The organism is Nocardioides sp. Z50_6, from assembly GCF_058215755.1.
The window spans coordinates 227,548-243,382 of record NZ_JBZAJB010000001.1; the positions used below are offsets into that span (position 1 = coordinate 227,548).

Consider the following 15,835-nt stretch of genomic DNA (forward strand, 5'->3'; position numbering starts at 1 on the left):
GGGATGAACACTATCCGAGTGCCGGGGCCGTCGACCGAGCGGGTCAGCCCGCGGTGGGGTCCGCGTGTCGCAGGCACTAGGTTCGAGCAGGTGAGCACCCCGGTCCGCACCTACCTGGACTCGGCCTCCTCCGAGCCGTTGCACCCGCACGCCCGCGAGACCCTGCTGGCCGCGGTGGACCAGGGCTGGGCGGACCCGCGCCGGCTGCACCACGAGGGCCGGCGCGCCCGGCTGCTGCTGGACAACGCGCGCGAGGTGGTGGCCGACGCCCTGGGCGCCCGTCCCGACGAGGTCACCTTCACCGCGTCGGGCACCGAGGCGGTCCACCGCGGGCTGCTCGGCCTGCACCGGGGGCGTGCCCGCACCTCCCGGGCGCTGGTCCACTCGGCGGTCGAGCACTCCTGCGTGCTTCATGCCGCGCGCTGGACCCAGGACCCGGCGTTCGCGGTGCCCGTGAGCCGCACCGGGCTGGTCACGGTCCCCGCGGTGCTGGCGTCGGTCGCCGAGAGCGTCGCCGCAGGCCACGGCCGGCCGGCCGTGGTGGCCGTCCAGCACGCCAACCACGAGGTGGGCACCCTCCAGCCGGTGGCGTCGATCGCGGCCGAGCTCGACGACGTCCCGCTGTTCGTGGACGCGTGCGCCAGCGCCGGTCGCGTGCCGCTGCCCCGGGGCTGGGCGGCGGCGGCCGCCTCCGCCCACAAGTGGGGTGGCCCGCCGGGCGTGGGGGTGCTGCTGGTGGCCAAGGGAGCTCGGTGGCGCAGCCCGCTGCCTGCCGACGACCGCGTGGACGAGCGCGCCGGCGGCTTCGAGAACGTGCCCGCCGCCCTGGCCGCCGCGGCGGCCCTCCAGGCGATGGTGGCCGAGCGCGACGCCCTGACCGGTGCCCAGACCGCGCTCGTCGAGCGGGTACGGCGGGCCGCGGCGGCGATCCCGGACGTGGAGGTGGTGGGCGAGCCCGACCTCCGCCTCCCCCACCTGGTCACCTTCTCCTGCCTCTACGTCGACGGCGAGGCGCTGGTCACCGAGCTCGACCGTCGCGGCTTCGGCGTCGCGAGCGGCTCGGCGTGCACCGCCTCGACCCTGGAGCCCTCGCACGTGCTGGCCGCGATGGGCGTCCTCACCCACGGCAACGTGCGGCTCTCGCTGACCAGGGACACCGACGCCGCGGACGTCGAGCGGTTCCTCGCCGCGCTGCCGGAGGTCGTCCGCGACCTGCGGGCGGAGGTCGGCCTGTGAGCCCCGAGGTGGCGCTCGAGCTCGACTGCCGGGAGATGCTCTGCCCGATGCCGGTGATCGAGCTGGCCCGGCACGTCGGCCAGGTCGAGCCCGGCGCGTGCCTGGCCGTCGTCACCCGGGACCCGGCGGCCCGCGTGGACGTGCCGGCCTGGTGCCGGATGCGGGGCCAGGAGTTCCTCGGCGAGGACTCCGCCGAGGACGGCTCCCCCCGTTTCCTGGTGCGCCGGCTCAGCTGAGCCGGCGCGTCGCCTCAGGGGTGGAAGGTGCGCACGTGCGGCTCGAAGTCGGCGGTCGCCGCCGCGCCGTACGCCTGCGTGCAGCGCTCGAGGAACGCCGCCCGGGACAGCGAGTACTCCTGGGTGCCCACCTGCTCGACGACGTGGACGGCGAGCAGGCACCCCAGCTGGGCGGCGCGCTCGTGGCCCAGGCCCCAGGCCAGCGCCGCCAGGAATCCCGCCCGGAACGCGTCGCCGACCCCGGTCGGCTCCACGGGGGCCACGTCGGGCACCGCGGCCACCTCGATGGTCTGCGCGCCCTTCGCCTCCACCCGGACGCCCCGGGCGCCGAGGGTGATCACCCAGGTGCCGACCCGGTCGAGCACCTCCTCGGTGCTCCACCCCGTCTTCTGGGTGATCAGCGACGCCTCGTACTCGTTGGAGAAGAGCATGTCCGCGCCCTCGACCAGCTTGCGGATGAGGTCGCCGTCGCCGAAGGCCAGCTGCTGGGAGGGATCGGCCACGAAGCGGTAGCCGCGCTGACGGCACTCGTCGGTGTGCCGCAGCATGCCCTCGGGGTCGTCGGGGCCGATGAGCACGAAGTCGGGCTCGCCGACCCGGTCCACGATCGGCTTGAGCTCCAGCTCGCGGGACTCGCTCATCGCCCCGGGGTAGAACGAGGCGATCTGGGCCATCGCGGTGTCGGTGGTGCACACGAAGCGCGCCGTGTGCCGGGTCTGGGAGACGTGCACCGAGTCGCAGTCGACGTGGTGACGCTCCAGCCAGCTGCGGTAGTCGGCGAAGTCCTCGCCCACGGCGCCGACCAGCACCGGCCGCAGGCCGAGGTTGCCGAGGCCGAAGCAGATGTTCGCCGCCACGCCGCCGCGTCGCACCTCGAGGTCGTCGACGAGGAACGAGACCGAGATCTTGTCCAGCTGGTCGACCACCAGGGAGTCGGAGAACCTGCCGGCGAAGGACATGAGGTGGTCGGTGGCCACGGAGCCGGCGATCAGGAGCGACATGTGGCCGCACACTACTAGCGCGCCCCGCTGGGTGTACCAATCGGTAACGACTAGCGTCGGGGACATGGCCACTTCTGACCCAGGTTCACACCTGACCCACGACGAGCTCTCGACGCCTACCCAGATGCGCGCCGACGCTCGCGCGGTCGTGTCCTCCCTCCGCCTGGAGCGGGTGGCCCGGGCCGCAGTCCGGCCGGCGCCGAGCATCCACTTCGCGGACTACCCCCGCGAGGTGCGCAAGAGTGAGATCCGGGTCAGCGCGGCAGCGGCCCGACTCGCGAACGCCCTGCACCTGCACCTGGACTGAGCCCACCGTCCGCCGACCCGGACGACGAGAAGCCCCCGCCGTGAGGCGGGGGCTTCTTCGTCTGTGTGGGGCGGGGTACCGCCCCGGCTCAGTGGAACGAGTCGCCGCAGGCGCACGAACCCGTCGCGTTGGGGTTGTCGATGGTGAACCCCTGCTTCTCGATCGAGTCGACGAAGTCGATCATCGCGCCGTTGAGGTAGGGAACGCTCATCCGGTCGACGACCACGGTGACGCCGTCGAAGTCGGTGGTGACGTCGCCGTCGAGGGTGCGCTCGTCGAAGAAGAGCTGGTAGCGCAGCCCGGAGCAGCCGCCGGGCTGCACGGAGATGCGGAGCGCGAGGTCGTCGCGGCCCTCCTGCGCCAGGAGGCTCTTGACCTTGCCGGCCGCGACCGCACTGAGGTTGATCTGGTCGGTGCGGCGCTCTTCGGTGGTCTCGACCTGCTCGGTCATCTCGATCTCCCGTGGGTGTAGGTCGTGGTGGTCAACGGGTCAAGCGTCTCACAGCTCAGGTTATTCCACCCCGGCCCGGCCGGGATGTCCGCTCACGCCTGGGACCAGCTCCGCGCCACCCGCTGGGCCAGGTCGGCCAGCGCCTCGGCCGGCCGCCCGAGCGCCCTCTCATCCCCGTAGGTCTCGGCCACCGAGTAGGCGGACTCGATGCCCAGGGCCCGCATCTCCCGAGACCCCACCAGGACCCGGCCGGCGAGGGCGACACACGGCCGCAGCTGCTCGCCGGCGATCTCCGCCACCCCGTAGGGGACCTTTCCGGCCCGGCTGGAGAAGTCGAAGGCACCCTCCCCGGTGACCACGAGGTCCGCGCGCCGGGCGCGTGCCGCGAGGTCGACGGCGTCGGCCACCAGACGGATCCCCGGCTGCCGCGCACCGCCCAGCAGCATCAGCGCGAACCCGAGGCCCCCGGCGGCCCCGGCACCGGGCTCCAGGGAGGTCCGCCGGTCGCAGGCGACGGCGAGCCCCTCCAGGGCGACGTCGACGGCGACCAACGCCTCCTCCCCGATCCCCTTCTGCGGGCCGTAGGTCCGGGCCGCCCCGAAGAGACCGGTCAGCGGGTTGTCCACGTCGGTGGCGGCCACCAACGACAGCCCGTGGAGGGCCGCGCGGGCCGGTGCGAGGTCCACCTCGCGGACACCCGCCAGCCCGCGGGGCCCCGCGTCGAGGGGCACGTCGGCCGTCGCCCCGAGCGCCGCCAGCAGTCCGGCGCCGCCGTCGGTGGTCGAGGAGCCGCCCAGCCCGACCACGAGGGTCCGGGCGCCGGCGTCACGGGCCGCGAGCAGCAGCTCGCCCACCCCGCGCGTCGTCCTCGTCTCGGGGTCGGTGCCCCCGGCCAGGTGAAGGCCGCACGCCTGGGCGGACTCCACGTAGGCGACCCCGTCGACCAGGAGCAGGGAGGCCGGCACCTCCTCCCCCGCCGGGCCGGTGACGGAGGCGGCGAGCAGCTCCCCGCCCAACGAGGCGTGCAGGACGTCGACGAAGCCCGGCCCCCCGTCCGCCATCGGGGCGAGGTCGACCACGTCGTCCGGGGCGTGGCGCTGCCAGCCCGTCGCGATCGCCTCGGCGGCCTGGACGGCGGTCAGGGTGCCGGCGAACTTGTCGGGGGCGATGAGCACGCGCATGTGCACATACTGCCGTGCCGGCCCCGCGCGCCGACGTACGATGCCGTGGTCATGACAACCGTCCCGGAATCCGTCCCCCTCGACGTCCGGATCCGACCGATGCGCCACGACGACCTGCGGATCGTGGAGAGGCTCTCCTCCCACGCGTTCCTCGACCTCGAGCGGCGCCTGGCCCCGCCCGGTCGTGAGGTCTCCGGGGGTCGCTCGGTGCAGGCGGCGCAGATCTGGATCGCCCGCACCTCCCGGTTCCTGGAACGGGACGCGGGCGGGTGCTGGGTCGCCGAGCAGGACGGCGAGGTCGCAGGGTTCGCGACGTCGTTCCGACGCGAGACCACCTGGTTCCTGTCGACGTACGCCGTGTCGCCCCGGTGGCAGGGCCTGGGCCTGGGCAAGGCCCTGCTGGACGCCGCGCTCGGCCACTCACGCGGCTGCGTCCGCGGCATGCTCAGCGCCTCCTCCGACCCGCGGGCGGCACGCCGCTACCGGCTGGCCGGCTTCGACCTGCACCCGCAGATGGTGCTCGAGGGGACGGTCGACCGCAGCGCCCTGCCGGAGCTGCGCCACCTGCGGGACGGCACCGCCGGGGACCAGGAGTGGATGGACTCGCTCGACCGCTCGGCCCGCGGCGCCGGGCGCGGGCAGGACCACGAGTTCCTGCGCTCGGTGCACCGCCTGCGCGTGATCGACCACCGCACCGGGCGTGGCTACTCCTACAGCAACCTCGACGGCGTGCAGGTCCTGGCCGCAGACAACCGGCGCACCGCCTCACGCCTCCTCTGGGACGCCCTGGCCGGGGTGCCGGCCGGTCGCAGCACCAGCATCGGCCACGTGACCGGCGCCAACCAGTGGGCGCTCGAGGTCGGGATGGAGGCGGGCCTGGCGGTCCGGCTCGACGGCTACCTCGGGCTGCGCGGGCTCAAGCCGCCGGCGCCCTACCTGCACCACGGCGCCCTGCTCTGAGGGCCGGCGCGGGCGTCGACCTCCCGGCGGCCGGCGCCCGTCCTAGTCGCGCTGGGAGCGCCCCGGCAGGGCGAGCATCCGCTCCAGCGCGATCTGGGCCCAGTGCTGGGTGTCGCGGTCGACCTCGATCCGGTTGACCACCGTGCCGGCGACCAGCGACTCCAGCGCCCAGACCAGGTGCGGGAGGTCGATCCGGTTCATCGTCGAGCAGTAGCAGACGTTGCGGTCGAGGAAGACGATGTTCTTGTCCGGGTGCGCGTCGGCGAGGCGCTTGACCAGGTTGAGCTCGGTGCCGATCGCCCAGGTGGAGCCGGCCGGAGCGGCCTCGATCGTCTTGATGATGAACTCCGTGGAGCCGACCAGGTCGGCCTTGAGGACCACCTCGTGGCGGCACTCGGGGTGCACCAGGACCTTGAGGTCGGCGTGTGCGGCCCGCAGCTCGTCGACGACGTCCTCGCTGAAGCGGCCGTGGACCGAGCAGTGGCCGCGCCACAGGATCATCCGGGCGTCGCGGAGCTCCTCGGGGGTGAGCCCCCCGCCGGGGAGCAGCGGGTTCCAGACCACGCAGTCCCCGAGCTCCATGCCGAGCTGCAGGACCGCGGTGTTGCGCCCCAGGTGCTGGTCGGGCAGGAAGAGGACCTTGGCGTCGGAGTCGAGCCCGCCCTTCTGGGCGAAGGCCCACTCCAGGGCCACGTCAGCGTTGGAGGAGGTGCAGACCGCTCCCCCGTTCTTGCCGCAGAACGCCTTGATGTCGGCCGAGGAGTTCATGTAGGTGACCGGCACCACCGAGTCGGCGATGCCCGCCTCGGTCAGCGCCTCCCAGCAGTCCTCGACCTGCGGCAGCCGCGCCATGTCGGCCATCGAGCAGCCGGCGGCCAGGTCGGGCAGCACCACCTGCTGGTCGTCGGTGGTCAGGATGTCGGCCGACTCGGCCATGAAGTGGACGCCGCAGAAGACGATGAACTCGGCCGCCGGCCGCGCCGCCGCCTCCCGGGCCAGCTTGAAGCTGTCGCCGGTCACGTCGGCGAACGCGATGACCTCGTCGCGCTGGTAGTGGTGGCCGAGCACGAAGACCCGCTCCCCCAGCGCCTCCTTGGCGGCGCGCGCCCGGGCCACCAGCGTGGGGTCGGAGGCCACCGGAAGGTCGCCGGGGCACTCGACGCCCCGCTCCGCGTCCAGGTCCCGGCCCTTCCCGAGAGGCAGGAGGGGCAGGAGGGGCAGGTCGATCGTCATGCCCGCATCCTACGGGCAGCGCCCCGCTCCCTCAGGCGGCGCCGAGCACCGGCAGCGTGAACCAGACCGTGGTCCCGCCCGAGCCGCTCTCCTCGACGCCGGCCCGGCCACCGTGGGCCCCCACGATCCGCCGGACGGTGGACAGCCCCAGCCCCAGTCCGGGCACCCTCTTGTCGAGGCGCACCATCGGCTCGAGCACGCGGTCGCGGTCCTCCGGTGCGATGCCCCGCCCGTTGTCGGCGACCTCGATGCGCCACTCGCCGTCCTGCTGGCGCGCACTGATCTCGATCCGCAGCGGGACCGACTCGGCGGCGAACTTGACGGCGTTCTCCAGCAGCCCCACCAGGACGACCCGGTAGTCGGCGGGCCCCCCGGCGACGGTGGGCAGGGGGTTCAGCACCGCGACCTCGCCGGGGACGAGGTCGGAGACCGCGGCCAGCACCGCCTCCAGCTCGGCCTGCAGGTCGGTCGTGCCGGGAGCCGGATCCTGGCCGTGGTCGAGCAGGTCGGCGGTCATCCGCTTCATCCGGGCCGCGCTCCCGCTGGCCCGCTCCAGCAGCGAGATCAGCAGCTGCTGGGAGTCCTCCACCTGGTCCCGGGCGATCTCCAGCGACATGGCGACGGCGGCGAGCGGGTTGTTGAGGTCGTGGGCGACCTGGCTGGCGACGCGCGCGACCTCGGCCTCGGCCCGGGCGAGCGCCTCGCCGGCCTCGAAGGCCACCGCGTCGGCGGCCACGCAGGCCGCCTCGACCCGGCGCAGAGCGGCCAGGTCGTCAGGGTCGCTGAGCGCGGTCGCGAGCCGCTGCAGGTCGGCGCTCACGTCCGGGACGCCGCCGGAGGTGTCGCCGGAGGTGTCGTCGCAGAGGGCGGAGGGAGTGCTGGAGGTGTCGTCGCTCACAGTCCCGGAGCATCCCACACCGCGAGCCACCTCTGGAGGTCTTTCTCCATCGGAAGCTCGCCGGCCAGCAGGTCGCGCACGTTGAGCTCGAGCAGGTTGTCGCGGCGCTTCTCCCCCGGCACCTGCGCGAAGGGGTAGAAGGTGCCCTGCTTGTAGAGGTACACCAGCCCGACCCGCCGTCCGTCCGGGCCCTGGAAGGGGATCAGGGTGCAGAGCAGGGAGTGGCCGAACCCCTGGGCCCCCAGGCTGGAGTTGACCGCGTGCAGGTCCGTGCACAGCCCCGCGACGTCGTCGGGGTCGCCCTCCACGACGAGCCAGGTGTAGCCGTAGGGGTCCTGGGTGGTCGTGGCCGCCGGGGCCTGCGGGTCGTCGCGCAGCAGCGCGACCACGTCGTCCTGGGTCTGGGCGAAGGCCGCCCCCGAGGCCGCGCGGTAGCAGACCGAGCCACTGCCCGTGGGCATCAGCCCGGCCGCGGTCTGCAGCGTGATCGCGGCGCTGGGCACCAGGAACAGCGAGTCGAGGTCGGGAGCCTTGGGCTGGGAGCGTCCCAGCAGCGAGTCCCACAGACCCACGGCTCAGCCTGCCGGACGGGAGAGCTCGGCCTGGATCCGGGCCAGGTGCTCGAGCCGGGTCTCCAGGGAGGGGTGGGTGGCGGTGATCGTGCGCAGGGAGGCGCCGCTGACGGCCGGGGCGATGAAGAAGGCGTTCATCGCCTTGGTGCCACGCAGGTCGCGCTCCGGGATCGCCGACATCTCGCCGGTGATCTTCTGCAGCGCCGAGGCCAGGGCCGCGGGCTTGCTGGTGAGGTAGGCGCCGGCGCGATCGGCCGACATCTCCCGGTACCGGGAGAGCAGGCGGGTCAGGAAGAAGCTGACCGCGTAGACCACCAGGCTGACCACCAGGGCGATCGCGAAGGCCGCGGCGGCACCCTGGTTGTTGCTGCCCCGGTTCCGCGTCATCCCGCCGAACTGGGCGCCCCGGGTGAGCATCCCCGCGACGATGCCGGCCGAGGAGGCCAGCGTCATCACGAGCACGTCGCGGTGCGCCACGTGGGAGAGCTCGTGGGCCAGCACGCCCTCCAGCTCCTCGGCGGTGAGCTTGCCCAGGATGCCGGTGGTCACGCAGACCACCGCCCGGTCGGGCGACCGGCCGGTGGCGAAGGCGTTGGGGATCGCCATGTCGGCGATACCCACCCGCGGCTTGGGCATGTCGGCCATCGCGCACAGCCGGTCGATCATGCCGTGCAGCTCGGGCGCCTCCTCGGGGGTGACCTCGCGCGCCCGCATCGCCCGCATCGCCACCTTGTCCGAGCTCCACCACTGGTAGAAGGCGACGGCGAGGCCGGCGATGCCGATCAGGGGCGCGTAGCCGGGCGGGAAGATGTACATCAGGGCCACGACGAGACCGACGAGCAGCGCGCCGAGCAGGAACATCACCAAGGTCATCCGGGCGGTGAGCCCGTTGTCCTTGATGAATCGGGTGTGCGACATGATCAGCCGGGGATCAGGCCGTCGTCGCTGAGCATCGCGCGCACCTCGGTCAGCTCGGCGTCCGCCATCGGGAGGATCAGGTCGGACTCGTCGAGGCTGTCGATCTGGTGCGCGGCCCCGACGCCGCGGACGCCGTCGAGGAGCGCGGCCAGGGCGGAGCGGAACTCCTCCTCCGCACCGGCCTCCACCGCGGCCTCGACCGCGGCGTCCAGTTCGTTGAGCCGGTCCAGCTCGGAGTCCGGGACGTCGAACTGCCCCTCGCCGAGGATCCGGACGATCATCGGGCCTCCCCCTCGGTGGTGGACTCCGCCGTCCCGTCGCCGGACTCCAGCGCCTCGGGCGCCTTGGCCGACTTCAGCCTGGCCAGCTCGGCCTCCACGTCGGCGGTCGAGCTCATGGAGTCGAGCTCGCGGGCGATGTCGTCGCCGCCACCCACCTGGGAGACGTCCTCGAGGGCACCGGAGGCCAGCAGCTCGTCGATCGCCCCGGCCCGCGCCTGCATCTGGGCGGTCTTGTCCTCGGCCCGCTGGATGGCCAGGCCCACGTCGCCCATCTCCTCGCCGATCCCGGACATGGCCTCGTTGATCCGGGTCTGCGCCTGGGCGGCGGTGTAGGTGGCCTTGATCGTCTCCTTGCGGGTACGGAAGGACTCGACCTTGGCCTGGAGCCGCTGCTGGGCGAGGGTGAGCTTCTCCTCCTCCGCCTGGAGCTGGGCGTGCTGGGCCTGCAGGTCCTGGATCTGCGTGGCCAGCCCCGACTTGCGGGTCAGCGCCTCGCGGGCGAGGTCCTCGCGGCCCATGTCGATGGCCTTCTGCGCCTGGCCGGTGAGCTTGTCGGCCTGCTGGGTGAGCTGGTTGACCTGGAGCTCGACCCGCTTGCGGCTGGTCGCGACGTCGGCGACGCCACGGCGTACCTTGGAGAGGAGCTCGAGCTGACGCTGATAGCTGTAGTCCAACGTCTGCCGGGGGTCCTCGGCACGGTCCAGGGCCGTGTTGGCCTTGGACCGGAAGATCAGGCTGATGCGCTTCATGAGACTCATGGGGGCGGGCCCCTCCCTCGTGCTGGTCATTGGTGCTGTCCCCTCACCCTAGGGCCACGGGCAAGACCGGTCTCAACAACCCCGGGCGGTATCATGGCGGGGTTCCCCCGCTACTCCTCACGAAGGCCGCCCGTTGCTCCGTCGCGCGAAGTCCGAACAGTCCGCGGAGTCCTCCGCGCCCGTCGAGACCGTCGAGGTGACCCCCGACCCCCGGCGACCCGCACCGAAGGGCCGCCCCACGCCCACCCGCAAGGAGGCGGAGGCGGCCGCTCGGGCCCGTGCGAAGGTGCCGCGGACCCGCAAGGAGGTCGCCGCGGCCAAGCGCGCCGCACGCCAGGAGACCAACCTCCGGGTGCGGGAGGCCATGAAGACCGGCGACGAGCGCCACCTCCCCGCCCGTGACCGCGGCCCGGTGAAGCGGTTCATCCGGGACTTCGTCGACTCGCGTCTCTCGGTCGTCGAGCTGCTGATCCCGGTCATGCTGGTCACCCTGGTGCTGGGCTGGACCGGCAACGCCACGCTGGTCGGCATCGGCAACCTGATCCTGATCGGCGGCGTCGCGATGATCGTCCTCGACGGCATCTTCATGCGGTTCCGCCTGCGCGGTGAGCTCAAGCGCCGGTTCCCCGACGCCCCGACCAAGGGGACGACGTACTACGCCCTCATGCGTGCCATGCAGATGAAGTTCCTGCGGCTGCCCAAGCCCCAGGTCAAGATCGGCGACAAGCTCCCCGAGCACTACCGCTGAGCGACGTGACGGCGCACACGGCCTGGGGGCTGGCCGCCGGCGTCGTGTCGGCGGTGCTCTTCGGCCTCGCAGCGGTCGTCCAGGCCAGCGCCGTGCGCCGCCTGCCCGACGCGCCGGGTCTCACCGACTTCCTGCGCACGGGCGTGCGCGACCGGCAGCTGATCCTCGTCGTGGTGGCGTACCTGGCCGGCTTCGTCCTGCACGCGGTCGCCATCTGGTGGCTCCCCCTCTATCTCGCCCAGGCGACGGTGGCGCTCTCGCTCCCGGTGACCGCTCTGGCCGCGATCCGGGTGGACGGACGACTCCCCCGCGGCGCGTGGCGAGGCGTGGTCGCGGTGACCCTGGGGATCGTGCTGCTGGCCCGCGCCGCCGGCCCGGCCGGTGAGGTGCGGACCGACTGGTGGCTGCCGGGTCTCCTGCTCGCGCTGCTGGTCGGGCTGGTCGTCGGGTTCGGATCCCTCCCGGCGTCCCGCGGCAGCCTGCTGGGGTGGGGCGCGGGCCTCGGCTACGCCGGGTCGGCCCTGGCGGTCCGCGGCGTGGGGTGGGACCCGGAGCCGTCGATGCTGGCCGCCGCCGTGCTGGTGCCCGCGCTGGGGCTGGTGGCCTTCTGGCTCTACTCCCGCGGGCTGGCCGGCAGCCTGGTCACCACCGCCACCGCACCGATGATCACCGCCCAGACCTTCGTGCCGGCCCTGGTGGGCCTGGTCCTGCTCGGGGACGCGACGCGTCCCGGCTGGCTGCCCGCGGTCGTCGCCGGGCTGGTGCTGGCCGTCGCCGGCGCGGCCGGCATCCGCCCCGGGACTCGGGCGCCCTCCCCTCAGGCGTCGTAGTCCAGCACGACCCGGGCGCTCACCGGGTGCGCCTGGCAGGTGAGCACGTAGCCGCGGGCCACCTCGTCGGCCTCCAGGGCGTAGTTGAGGTCCATCTCGACCTCCCCCTCCAGGACCCGGGCCCGGCAGGTGCCGCAGACGCCGCCCTTGCAGGCGAACGGCACGTCGTGGCGCACCGCGGCGACCCCCTCCAGGACACTCATCCCCGTCGCCGGCAGCACCACCTCGCACGCCCGCCCGTCGAGCCGGACGTCGAGCGTCGAGGAGCCCCGCCCGGCCGCCGGCCGGCGGGAGGCACGTGGCTGCGGCGGGTCGGCGTGGAAGAGCTCGGTGTGGACGTGACGCGCGCCGCGCCGCGCCAGCAGGTCGCGCAGCGCGGCCACCATGGCCTGGGGCCCGCAGAGGAACCACTCGTCGACCGCGGGCGCCACCAGCGCGTCGAGGAGCGCCCCGAACCGCTCCGCGTCGAGGCGCCCGGTGAGCAGCCGCGCCTCCTGCTCCTCCCGGGAGAGCACGTGGATGAGCTGGAAGCGCCGGGGGAACAGGTCCTTGAGGTCGTGCAGCTCGTCGAGGAACATCACGCTCGCCGAGGTGCGGTCCGCGCAGACCAGGGTCACGTCGGAGCCCGGCTCCTCCTCCAGCAGGGTGGTGACGATGGCGAGCAGCGGGGTGATGCCGGACCCGCCGGAGACCGCGACGTAGGACGCGCGTCGGGTCGGGTCGGGGCGCACGAGGAACCTGCCGGCCGGCGGGAGCACCTCGAGCACGTCCCCCGCGGCCAGCGCGGGGGCGGTGCCCTCGCTGAAGGCGCCCCCGGGCAGGCGGCGGACCCCGATCCGCCATCGCTGCGCGGACGGCGGGCTGCACAGCGAGTACGAGCGGCGCACCCCGTCGTCGCAGAGCACGGTGAGGTGCTGACCGGCCTGGTAGGCGAAGGCGGCACGCAGGTCGTCGGGGACCGTGAGCTCGATCTCCATGGCGTCGGCGGTCAGCGGCCGCACCGCGGCCACCTCGAGCAGGTGGCCGGTCACAGGGGCTTGAGGTGGTCGAAGGGCTCCCGGCAGTCGCGGCAGACCCGCAGCGCCTTGCACGCGGTGGAGCCGAAACGGCTGGCCTCGCGGGTCCGCGTGCTGCCGCACCGCGGGCACCTGACCGAGAGCGCGAGAGGCACCGGGCCCGACCCGGTGACCGGACCGGGCGGGGCGATCCCGTGCTCGGCGAGCCGCCGGCGCCCGCGCGCGGTGATCCAGTCCGTGGTCCAGGCCGGGGCCAGGACGAGCTCGACGTGCACCGGCCGGTAGCCCGCCTCGCCCAGCCGCGCGACCAGGTCGGTGCGGATCGTCTCCATCGCGGGGCACCCGGAGTAGGTGGGGGTGATCCGCACCCGCACCCCGCCCCGGTCGTCCTCGGTCACCTCGCGCAGGATGCCGAGGTCCTCGAGGGTGACCACCGGCAGCTCCGGATCCTCGACGAGGGCGGCCACCCGCCAGGCCCGGGACGGGGCTGCGGAAGGGTGCACGGGCGCGCTCACCACGACGCCCCCGGGTGCGCGCGCGCCACGTGCTGCATCTGGGCCAGCAACGGGCTCAGCTCCTCGGTGTGCAGGCCCGACCGGCCCGCGGCCACCGCCGCCGGCACCTCCGGGACCCTCAGGGTGGCCCGGTCCAGCACGCCGGCCACGGCGTCGAGCACGCCGGGCCGCAGGGCGGCGGGGTCGGCCATCACCCCACCCGCGACCACCTCGGGCGCCACCCAGGAGCCGTCGAAGAGCTCCGCCACCCAGGGCCACTCCTCGTCCACCGCCCGCTGGGCCCGCCGGTGGGACTCCTCGGTCCCGTCGCCGAGGCGGAGCACCCAGGTCCGGGCGTGGTCCTGGTGGTAGGCGACCTCCTTGACCGCCTTGGCGGCCACGGCGGCGAGCACGGGATCGGTGCTCGCCCGCAGGGCCGCGTAGAGCCGGAGCTGCCAGGTGGAAAGGACCAGCATCCGCACCACGGTCGTCGCGAAGTCGTGCGCGGTCCGCTCCACGAGGCAGACGTTGCGGAAGTCGCGCCCGTCGCGCAGGTAGGCCAGGTCGTCCTCGTCCCGGCCGGCGCCCTCGAGCTCCCCGGCGCGCGCCAGCAGCATCCGGGCCTGGCCGAGCAGGTCGAGGGCGATGTTGGCCAGCGCCACGTCCTCCTCCAGGGTGGGGGCGCGGCTGATCCACCAGGAGAGACGCTGGCTGGCCACCAGCGCGTCGTCGCCGAGGGCGAGGAGGACCTGGACCGTGCCGGGCGAGGGTGCGGGCGCGCTCACAGGTGCTCGACCCCCTCGGGCACCTTGTAGTGGGTGGGGTGCCGGTAGACCTTGTCGGCCGCGGGCTCGAAGAACGACTCCTGCTCCTCGGGGGTGCTGGCGGTGAGCGCCGAGGCCGGGACGACCCACAGCGAGACACCCTCCTGGCGCCGGGTGAAGACGTCGCGCGCGCTGCGCAGCGCCAGCTCGGCGTCCGCGGCGTGCACCGACCCGGCGTGCACGTGGGCCACGCCGCGGCGCGGACGCACGAAGACCTCCCAGAGGGGCTCCGACCAGGCCGTCATGCGGCACCCGGCTCGTCGTCCCGGCCGTCGGGGTGCTTGGCGGCGTAGGCCGCGGCCGCCTCGCGGACCCAGGTGCCCTCTTCGTGGGCGCGGACCCGGTGGGCCAGCCGAGCCGCGTTGCACGGCCCCCGCCCCCCGATCACCCGGGCCAGCTCGTCGAAGTCGATCGGGCCGTGGTCGTAGTGGCCACGCTCCTCGTTCCAGCGCAGCTGTGGGTCGGGCAGGGTGAGGCCGAGCGCCTCGGCCTGCGGCACGGTCATGTCGACGAACCGCTGTCGCAGCTCGTCGTTGGAGAACCGCTTGATGCCCCAGGCCATCGACCGGTCCGAGTGCGCGGAGCGGTCGTCGGGCGGCCCGAACATCATCAGGCTCGGCCACCAGAACCGGTCGACCGCGTCCTGGGCCATGTCCCGCTGCGCCGGCGTGCCGTGGGAGAGCGTGTGCAGGAGCTCGAAGCCCTGGCGCTGGTGGAAGGACTCCTCCTTGCAGATCCGCACCATCGCCCGGGCGTAGGGACCGTAGGAGCAGCGGCACAGCGGGACCTGGTTGACGATGGCCGCCCCGTCCACCAGCCAGCCGATCGCGCCGACGTCGGCCCAGGTGAGGGTGGGGTAGTTGAAGATCGAGGAGTACTTCTGCCGCCCGGTGTGCAGGCGGTCGAGCAGGTCGGCCCGGTCCACGCCGAGCGTCTCGGCGGCCGCGTAGAGATAGAGCCCGTGCCCGGCCTCGTCCTGCACCTTGGCCATCAGGATCGCCTTGCGGCGCAGGCTGGGCGCGCAGGCGATCCACCGACCCTCCGGCTGCATCCCGATGATCTCGGAGTGGGCGTGCTGGGCCATCTGGCGCACCAGGGTCTGCCGGTAGTCCTCGGGCATCGGGTCGGACGGCTCCACCCTGGCCTCGTCCACGAGGAGCCGGTCGAACCGCGACGTGTGCTCTGGCTGCCCACCCATGTCACGACGCTAGCACTCATATGACACCTCTGTGTAGATGTGTAGTTGGACTGTAACGAGCGCCGTGCCGGCCCGGCGCCCACGGCACGGCAGGATGTCCCCATGAGCACCCCCTCCGCCGACGTCTCGGTCCGTGTCGCCTGGGCCGACGACGCTCCTGCCATCGCCGCGCTGCAGGTCCGCGCCTGGCCGGACCTGTACGCGGACGTCGTGCCGACCGACGTCCTGCCCCAGGACCCCGACGAGCTGACCCCGGTGTGGCACGCGGCGCTGAGCCGGCCCGCGGACGCTCGCAACCGTGTCCTGGTGGCCCTGGAGCGCAACCGCGTGGTGGGGTTCGCCCTCACCTCCCCCGCTCAGGACCCCGACTGCGACCCGGTGCGCGACGGGGAGCTCTCCGAGCTCACCCTGGACCCGTCCGAGCGCGGACGAGGGCACGGCTCCCGCCTGCTCCAGGCCTGTGTCGACACCCTGGTCGCCGACCGCTTCACCCGCGCGGTGACCTGGGTCGAGACCCGCAACGACCCCCTCCGGGAGTTCCTGACCCAGGCCGGCTGGGCCCCGGACGGCGCCCACCGCGAGCTCGACCTCGACGGCAGCGGGACGCACCGCCTGCGACAGGTGAGGCTGCACACCGCCATCGGCTAGGCCGGTCCACGATTCAACAGTTGCTTTCCGCCGGGATGAGAGCAC

Annotated in this window: 21 protein-coding genes; 7 read left to right on the top strand and 14 right to left on the bottom strand. The window is 73.6% G+C overall.

Annotated elements, in window-relative coordinates:
- The first annotated feature begins 90 nt into the window (after positions 1–90).
- Together AC4BGE_RS01035 and AC4BGE_RS01040 are read left to right on the top strand one after the other, a co-directional pair.
- Positions 91–1,236 carry a cysteine desulfurase family protein gene (locus AC4BGE_RS01035; protein WP_490574094.1) on the top strand — a complete coding sequence of 382 codons (1,146 nt, stop codon included), beginning with the start codon at positions 91–93 and terminating at the stop codon, positions 1,234–1,236.
- On the top strand, positions 1,233–1,472 hold the full coding sequence (locus AC4BGE_RS01040) for a sulfurtransferase TusA family protein (RefSeq protein ID WP_490569946.1): 240 nt from the start codon (positions 1,233–1,235) through the stop codon (positions 1,470–1,472). The genes AC4BGE_RS01035 and AC4BGE_RS01040 overlap by 4 nt, the downstream gene beginning before the upstream one ends.
- Positions 1,473–1,486: 14 nt before the next feature.
- Here AC4BGE_RS01040 and AC4BGE_RS01045 read toward each other — a convergent pair whose 3' ends face one another.
- On the bottom strand, positions 1,487–2,473 hold the full coding sequence (locus tag AC4BGE_RS01045; RefSeq protein WP_490569945.1) for a carbohydrate kinase family protein: 987 nt from the start codon (positions 2,471–2,473) through the stop codon (positions 1,487–1,489).
- Positions 2,474–2,537: 64 nt separating this feature from the next.
- On the opposite strand from AC4BGE_RS01045, the gene AC4BGE_RS01050 reads away from it, so the two are divergent.
- Positions 2,538–2,780 carry a hypothetical protein gene (locus tag AC4BGE_RS01050; protein WP_490569944.1) on the top strand — a complete coding sequence of 81 codons (243 nt, stop codon included), beginning with the start codon at positions 2,538–2,540 and terminating at the stop codon, positions 2,778–2,780.
- Between the two features lie 88 nt (positions 2,781–2,868).
- On the opposite strand, the gene erpA is transcribed toward AC4BGE_RS01050, so the two are convergent.
- Both erpA and AC4BGE_RS01060 read right to left on the bottom strand, forming a co-directional pair.
- A complete protein-coding gene (gene erpA / locus AC4BGE_RS01055; protein ID WP_490569943.1) occupies positions 2,869–3,231 on the bottom strand; it encodes an iron-sulfur cluster insertion protein ErpA in 363 nt (120 codons plus the stop codon).
- A 92-nt stretch (positions 3,232–3,323) separates the two neighbouring features.
- Entirely contained in the window at positions 3,324–4,412 is a 1,089-nt protein-coding gene (locus AC4BGE_RS01060; RefSeq protein ID WP_490574095.1) for a glycerate kinase family protein, read from the bottom strand.
- Between the two features lie 51 nt (positions 4,413–4,463).
- Between AC4BGE_RS01060 and AC4BGE_RS01065 the strand changes: the two genes are divergently transcribed.
- Positions 4,464–5,372 (top strand): GNAT family N-acetyltransferase, encoded by a 909-nt coding sequence (locus AC4BGE_RS01065; RefSeq protein WP_490569941.1) that lies wholly within the window; start codon positions 4,464–4,466, stop codon positions 5,370–5,372.
- 42 nt (positions 5,373–5,414) lie between these two features.
- On the opposite strand, the gene nadA is transcribed toward AC4BGE_RS01065, so the two are convergent.
- The 6 genes from nadA to AC4BGE_RS01095 are packed head-to-tail and all read right to left on the bottom strand — an operon-like array spanning position 5,415 to position 10,032.
- Positions 5,415–6,605 (bottom strand): quinolinate synthase NadA, encoded by a 1,191-nt coding sequence (gene nadA, locus AC4BGE_RS01070; RefSeq protein ID WP_490569940.1) that lies wholly within the window; start codon positions 6,603–6,605, stop codon positions 5,415–5,417.
- Positions 6,606–6,636: 31 nt separating this feature from the next.
- On the bottom strand, positions 6,637–7,503 hold the full coding sequence (locus AC4BGE_RS01075; RefSeq protein ID WP_490574096.1) for a sensor histidine kinase: 867 nt from the start codon (positions 7,501–7,503) through the stop codon (positions 6,637–6,639).
- The gene (gene pspAB, locus AC4BGE_RS01080; protein ID WP_490569938.1) at positions 7,500–8,075 is read right to left on the bottom strand and encodes a PspA-associated protein PspAB; all 576 of its coding nucleotides are present in this window, start codon (positions 8,073–8,075) and stop codon (positions 7,500–7,502) included. Before pspAB ends, AC4BGE_RS01075 begins: the two co-directional genes overlap by 4 nt.
- Before the next feature lie 3 nt (positions 8,076–8,078).
- Positions 8,079–8,993: a zinc metalloprotease HtpX gene (gene htpX / locus AC4BGE_RS01085; protein WP_490574097.1), complete on the bottom strand. Its 915-nt coding sequence runs from the start codon at positions 8,991–8,993 to the stop codon at positions 8,079–8,081.
- Positions 8,994–8,995: 2 nt separating this feature from the next.
- Positions 8,996–9,274 carry a PspA-associated protein PspAA gene (gene pspAA, locus AC4BGE_RS01090; protein ID WP_490569936.1) on the bottom strand — a complete coding sequence of 93 codons (279 nt, stop codon included), beginning with the start codon at positions 9,272–9,274 and terminating at the stop codon, positions 8,996–8,998.
- Entirely contained in the window at positions 9,271–10,032 is a 762-nt protein-coding gene (locus AC4BGE_RS01095; protein WP_490569935.1) for a PspA/IM30 family protein, read from the bottom strand. Before AC4BGE_RS01095 ends, pspAA begins: the two co-directional genes overlap by 4 nt.
- Positions 10,033–10,165: 133 nt before the next feature.
- Between AC4BGE_RS01095 and AC4BGE_RS01100 the strand changes: the two genes are divergently transcribed.
- On the top strand, positions 10,166–10,780 hold the full coding sequence (locus AC4BGE_RS01100; RefSeq protein ID WP_490569934.1) for a DUF3043 domain-containing protein: 615 nt from the start codon (positions 10,166–10,168) through the stop codon (positions 10,778–10,780).
- Between the two features lie 5 nt (positions 10,781–10,785).
- The gene (locus AC4BGE_RS01105) at positions 10,786–11,610 is read left to right on the top strand and encodes a hypothetical protein (RefSeq protein ID WP_490569933.1); all 825 of its coding nucleotides are present in this window, start codon (positions 10,786–10,788) and stop codon (positions 11,608–11,610) included.
- On the opposite strand, the gene AC4BGE_RS01110 is transcribed toward AC4BGE_RS01105, so the two are convergent.
- From AC4BGE_RS01110 to paaA, 5 genes are read right to left on the bottom strand one after another with little or no spacing between them, the layout of a single operon-like run.
- Positions 11,598–12,641: a 2Fe-2S iron-sulfur cluster-binding protein gene (locus AC4BGE_RS01110; RefSeq protein ID WP_490574098.1), complete on the bottom strand. Its 1,044-nt coding sequence runs from the start codon at positions 12,639–12,641 to the stop codon at positions 11,598–11,600. The two genes, AC4BGE_RS01105 and AC4BGE_RS01110, sit on opposite strands and share 13 nt — an antisense overlap.
- Complete coding sequence (gene paaD / locus AC4BGE_RS01115; RefSeq protein WP_490569931.1) at positions 12,638–13,129, bottom strand: 1,2-phenylacetyl-CoA epoxidase subunit PaaD; 492 nt, start codon at positions 13,127–13,129, stop codon at positions 12,638–12,640. Before paaD ends, AC4BGE_RS01110 begins: the two co-directional genes overlap by 4 nt.
- A gap of 8 nt (positions 13,130–13,137) precedes the next feature.
- Entirely contained in the window at positions 13,138–13,905 is a 768-nt protein-coding gene (gene paaC / locus AC4BGE_RS01120) for a 1,2-phenylacetyl-CoA epoxidase subunit PaaC (RefSeq protein WP_490574099.1), read from the bottom strand.
- Entirely contained in the window at positions 13,902–14,189 is a 288-nt protein-coding gene (gene paaB / locus AC4BGE_RS01125; RefSeq protein WP_490569929.1) for a 1,2-phenylacetyl-CoA epoxidase subunit PaaB, read from the bottom strand. Before paaB ends, paaC begins: the two co-directional genes overlap by 4 nt.
- Positions 14,186–15,142, bottom strand: coding sequence for a 1,2-phenylacetyl-CoA epoxidase subunit PaaA (paaA, locus tag AC4BGE_RS01130; protein ID WP_490574100.1), 957 nt, complete (start codon positions 15,140–15,142; stop codon positions 14,186–14,188). Before paaA ends, paaB begins: the two co-directional genes overlap by 4 nt.
- Before the next feature lie 102 nt (positions 15,143–15,244).
- Here paaA and AC4BGE_RS01135 point away from each other — a divergent pair, with 102 nt between their 5' ends.
- On the top strand, positions 15,245–15,790 hold the full coding sequence (locus AC4BGE_RS01135; RefSeq protein WP_490569927.1) for a GNAT family N-acetyltransferase: 546 nt from the start codon (positions 15,245–15,247) through the stop codon (positions 15,788–15,790).
- The last annotated feature ends 45 nt before the right edge of the window (positions 15,791–15,835 follow it).

What these genes read in the sequence shown, in the direction of transcription:
- nadA (WP_490569940.1), bottom strand. Translation starts at nt 6,605, where the DNA reads ATGACGATCGACCTGCCCCTCCTGCCCCTCCTGCCTCTCGGGAAGGGC.
- erpA (WP_490569943.1), bottom strand. Translation starts at nt 3,231, where the DNA reads ATGACCGAGCAGGTCGAGACCACCGAAGAGCGCCGCACCGACCAGATC.
- AC4BGE_RS01065 (WP_490569941.1), top strand. Translation starts at nt 4,464, where the DNA reads ATGACAACCGTCCCGGAATCCGTCCCCCTCGACGTCCGGATCCGACCG.
- pspAA (WP_490569936.1), bottom strand. Translation starts at nt 9,274, where the DNA reads ATGATCGTCCGGATCCTCGGCGAGGGGCAGTTCGACGTCCCGGACTCC.
- htpX (WP_490574097.1), bottom strand. Translation starts at nt 8,993, where the DNA reads ATGTCGCACACCCGATTCATCAAGGACAACGGGCTCACCGCCCGGATG.
- AC4BGE_RS01095 (WP_490569935.1), bottom strand. Translation starts at nt 10,032, where the DNA reads ATGAGTCTCATGAAGCGCATCAGCCTGATCTTCCGGTCCAAGGCCAAC.
- AC4BGE_RS01060 (WP_490574095.1), bottom strand. Translation starts at nt 4,412, where the DNA reads ATGCGCGTGCTCATCGCCCCCGACAAGTTCGCCGGCACCCTGACCGCC.
- AC4BGE_RS01050 (WP_490569944.1), top strand. Translation starts at nt 2,538, where the DNA reads ATGGCCACTTCTGACCCAGGTTCACACCTGACCCACGACGAGCTCTCG.
- AC4BGE_RS01045 (WP_490569945.1), bottom strand. Translation starts at nt 2,473, where the DNA reads ATGTCGCTCCTGATCGCCGGCTCCGTGGCCACCGACCACCTCATGTCC.
- paaA (WP_490574100.1), bottom strand. Translation starts at nt 15,142, where the DNA reads ATGGGTGGGCAGCCAGAGCACACGTCGCGGTTCGACCGGCTCCTCGTG.
- AC4BGE_RS01135 (WP_490569927.1), top strand. Translation starts at nt 15,245, where the DNA reads ATGAGCACCCCCTCCGCCGACGTCTCGGTCCGTGTCGCCTGGGCCGAC.
- paaB (WP_490569929.1), bottom strand. Translation starts at nt 14,189, where the DNA reads ATGACGGCCTGGTCGGAGCCCCTCTGGGAGGTCTTCGTGCGTCCGCGC.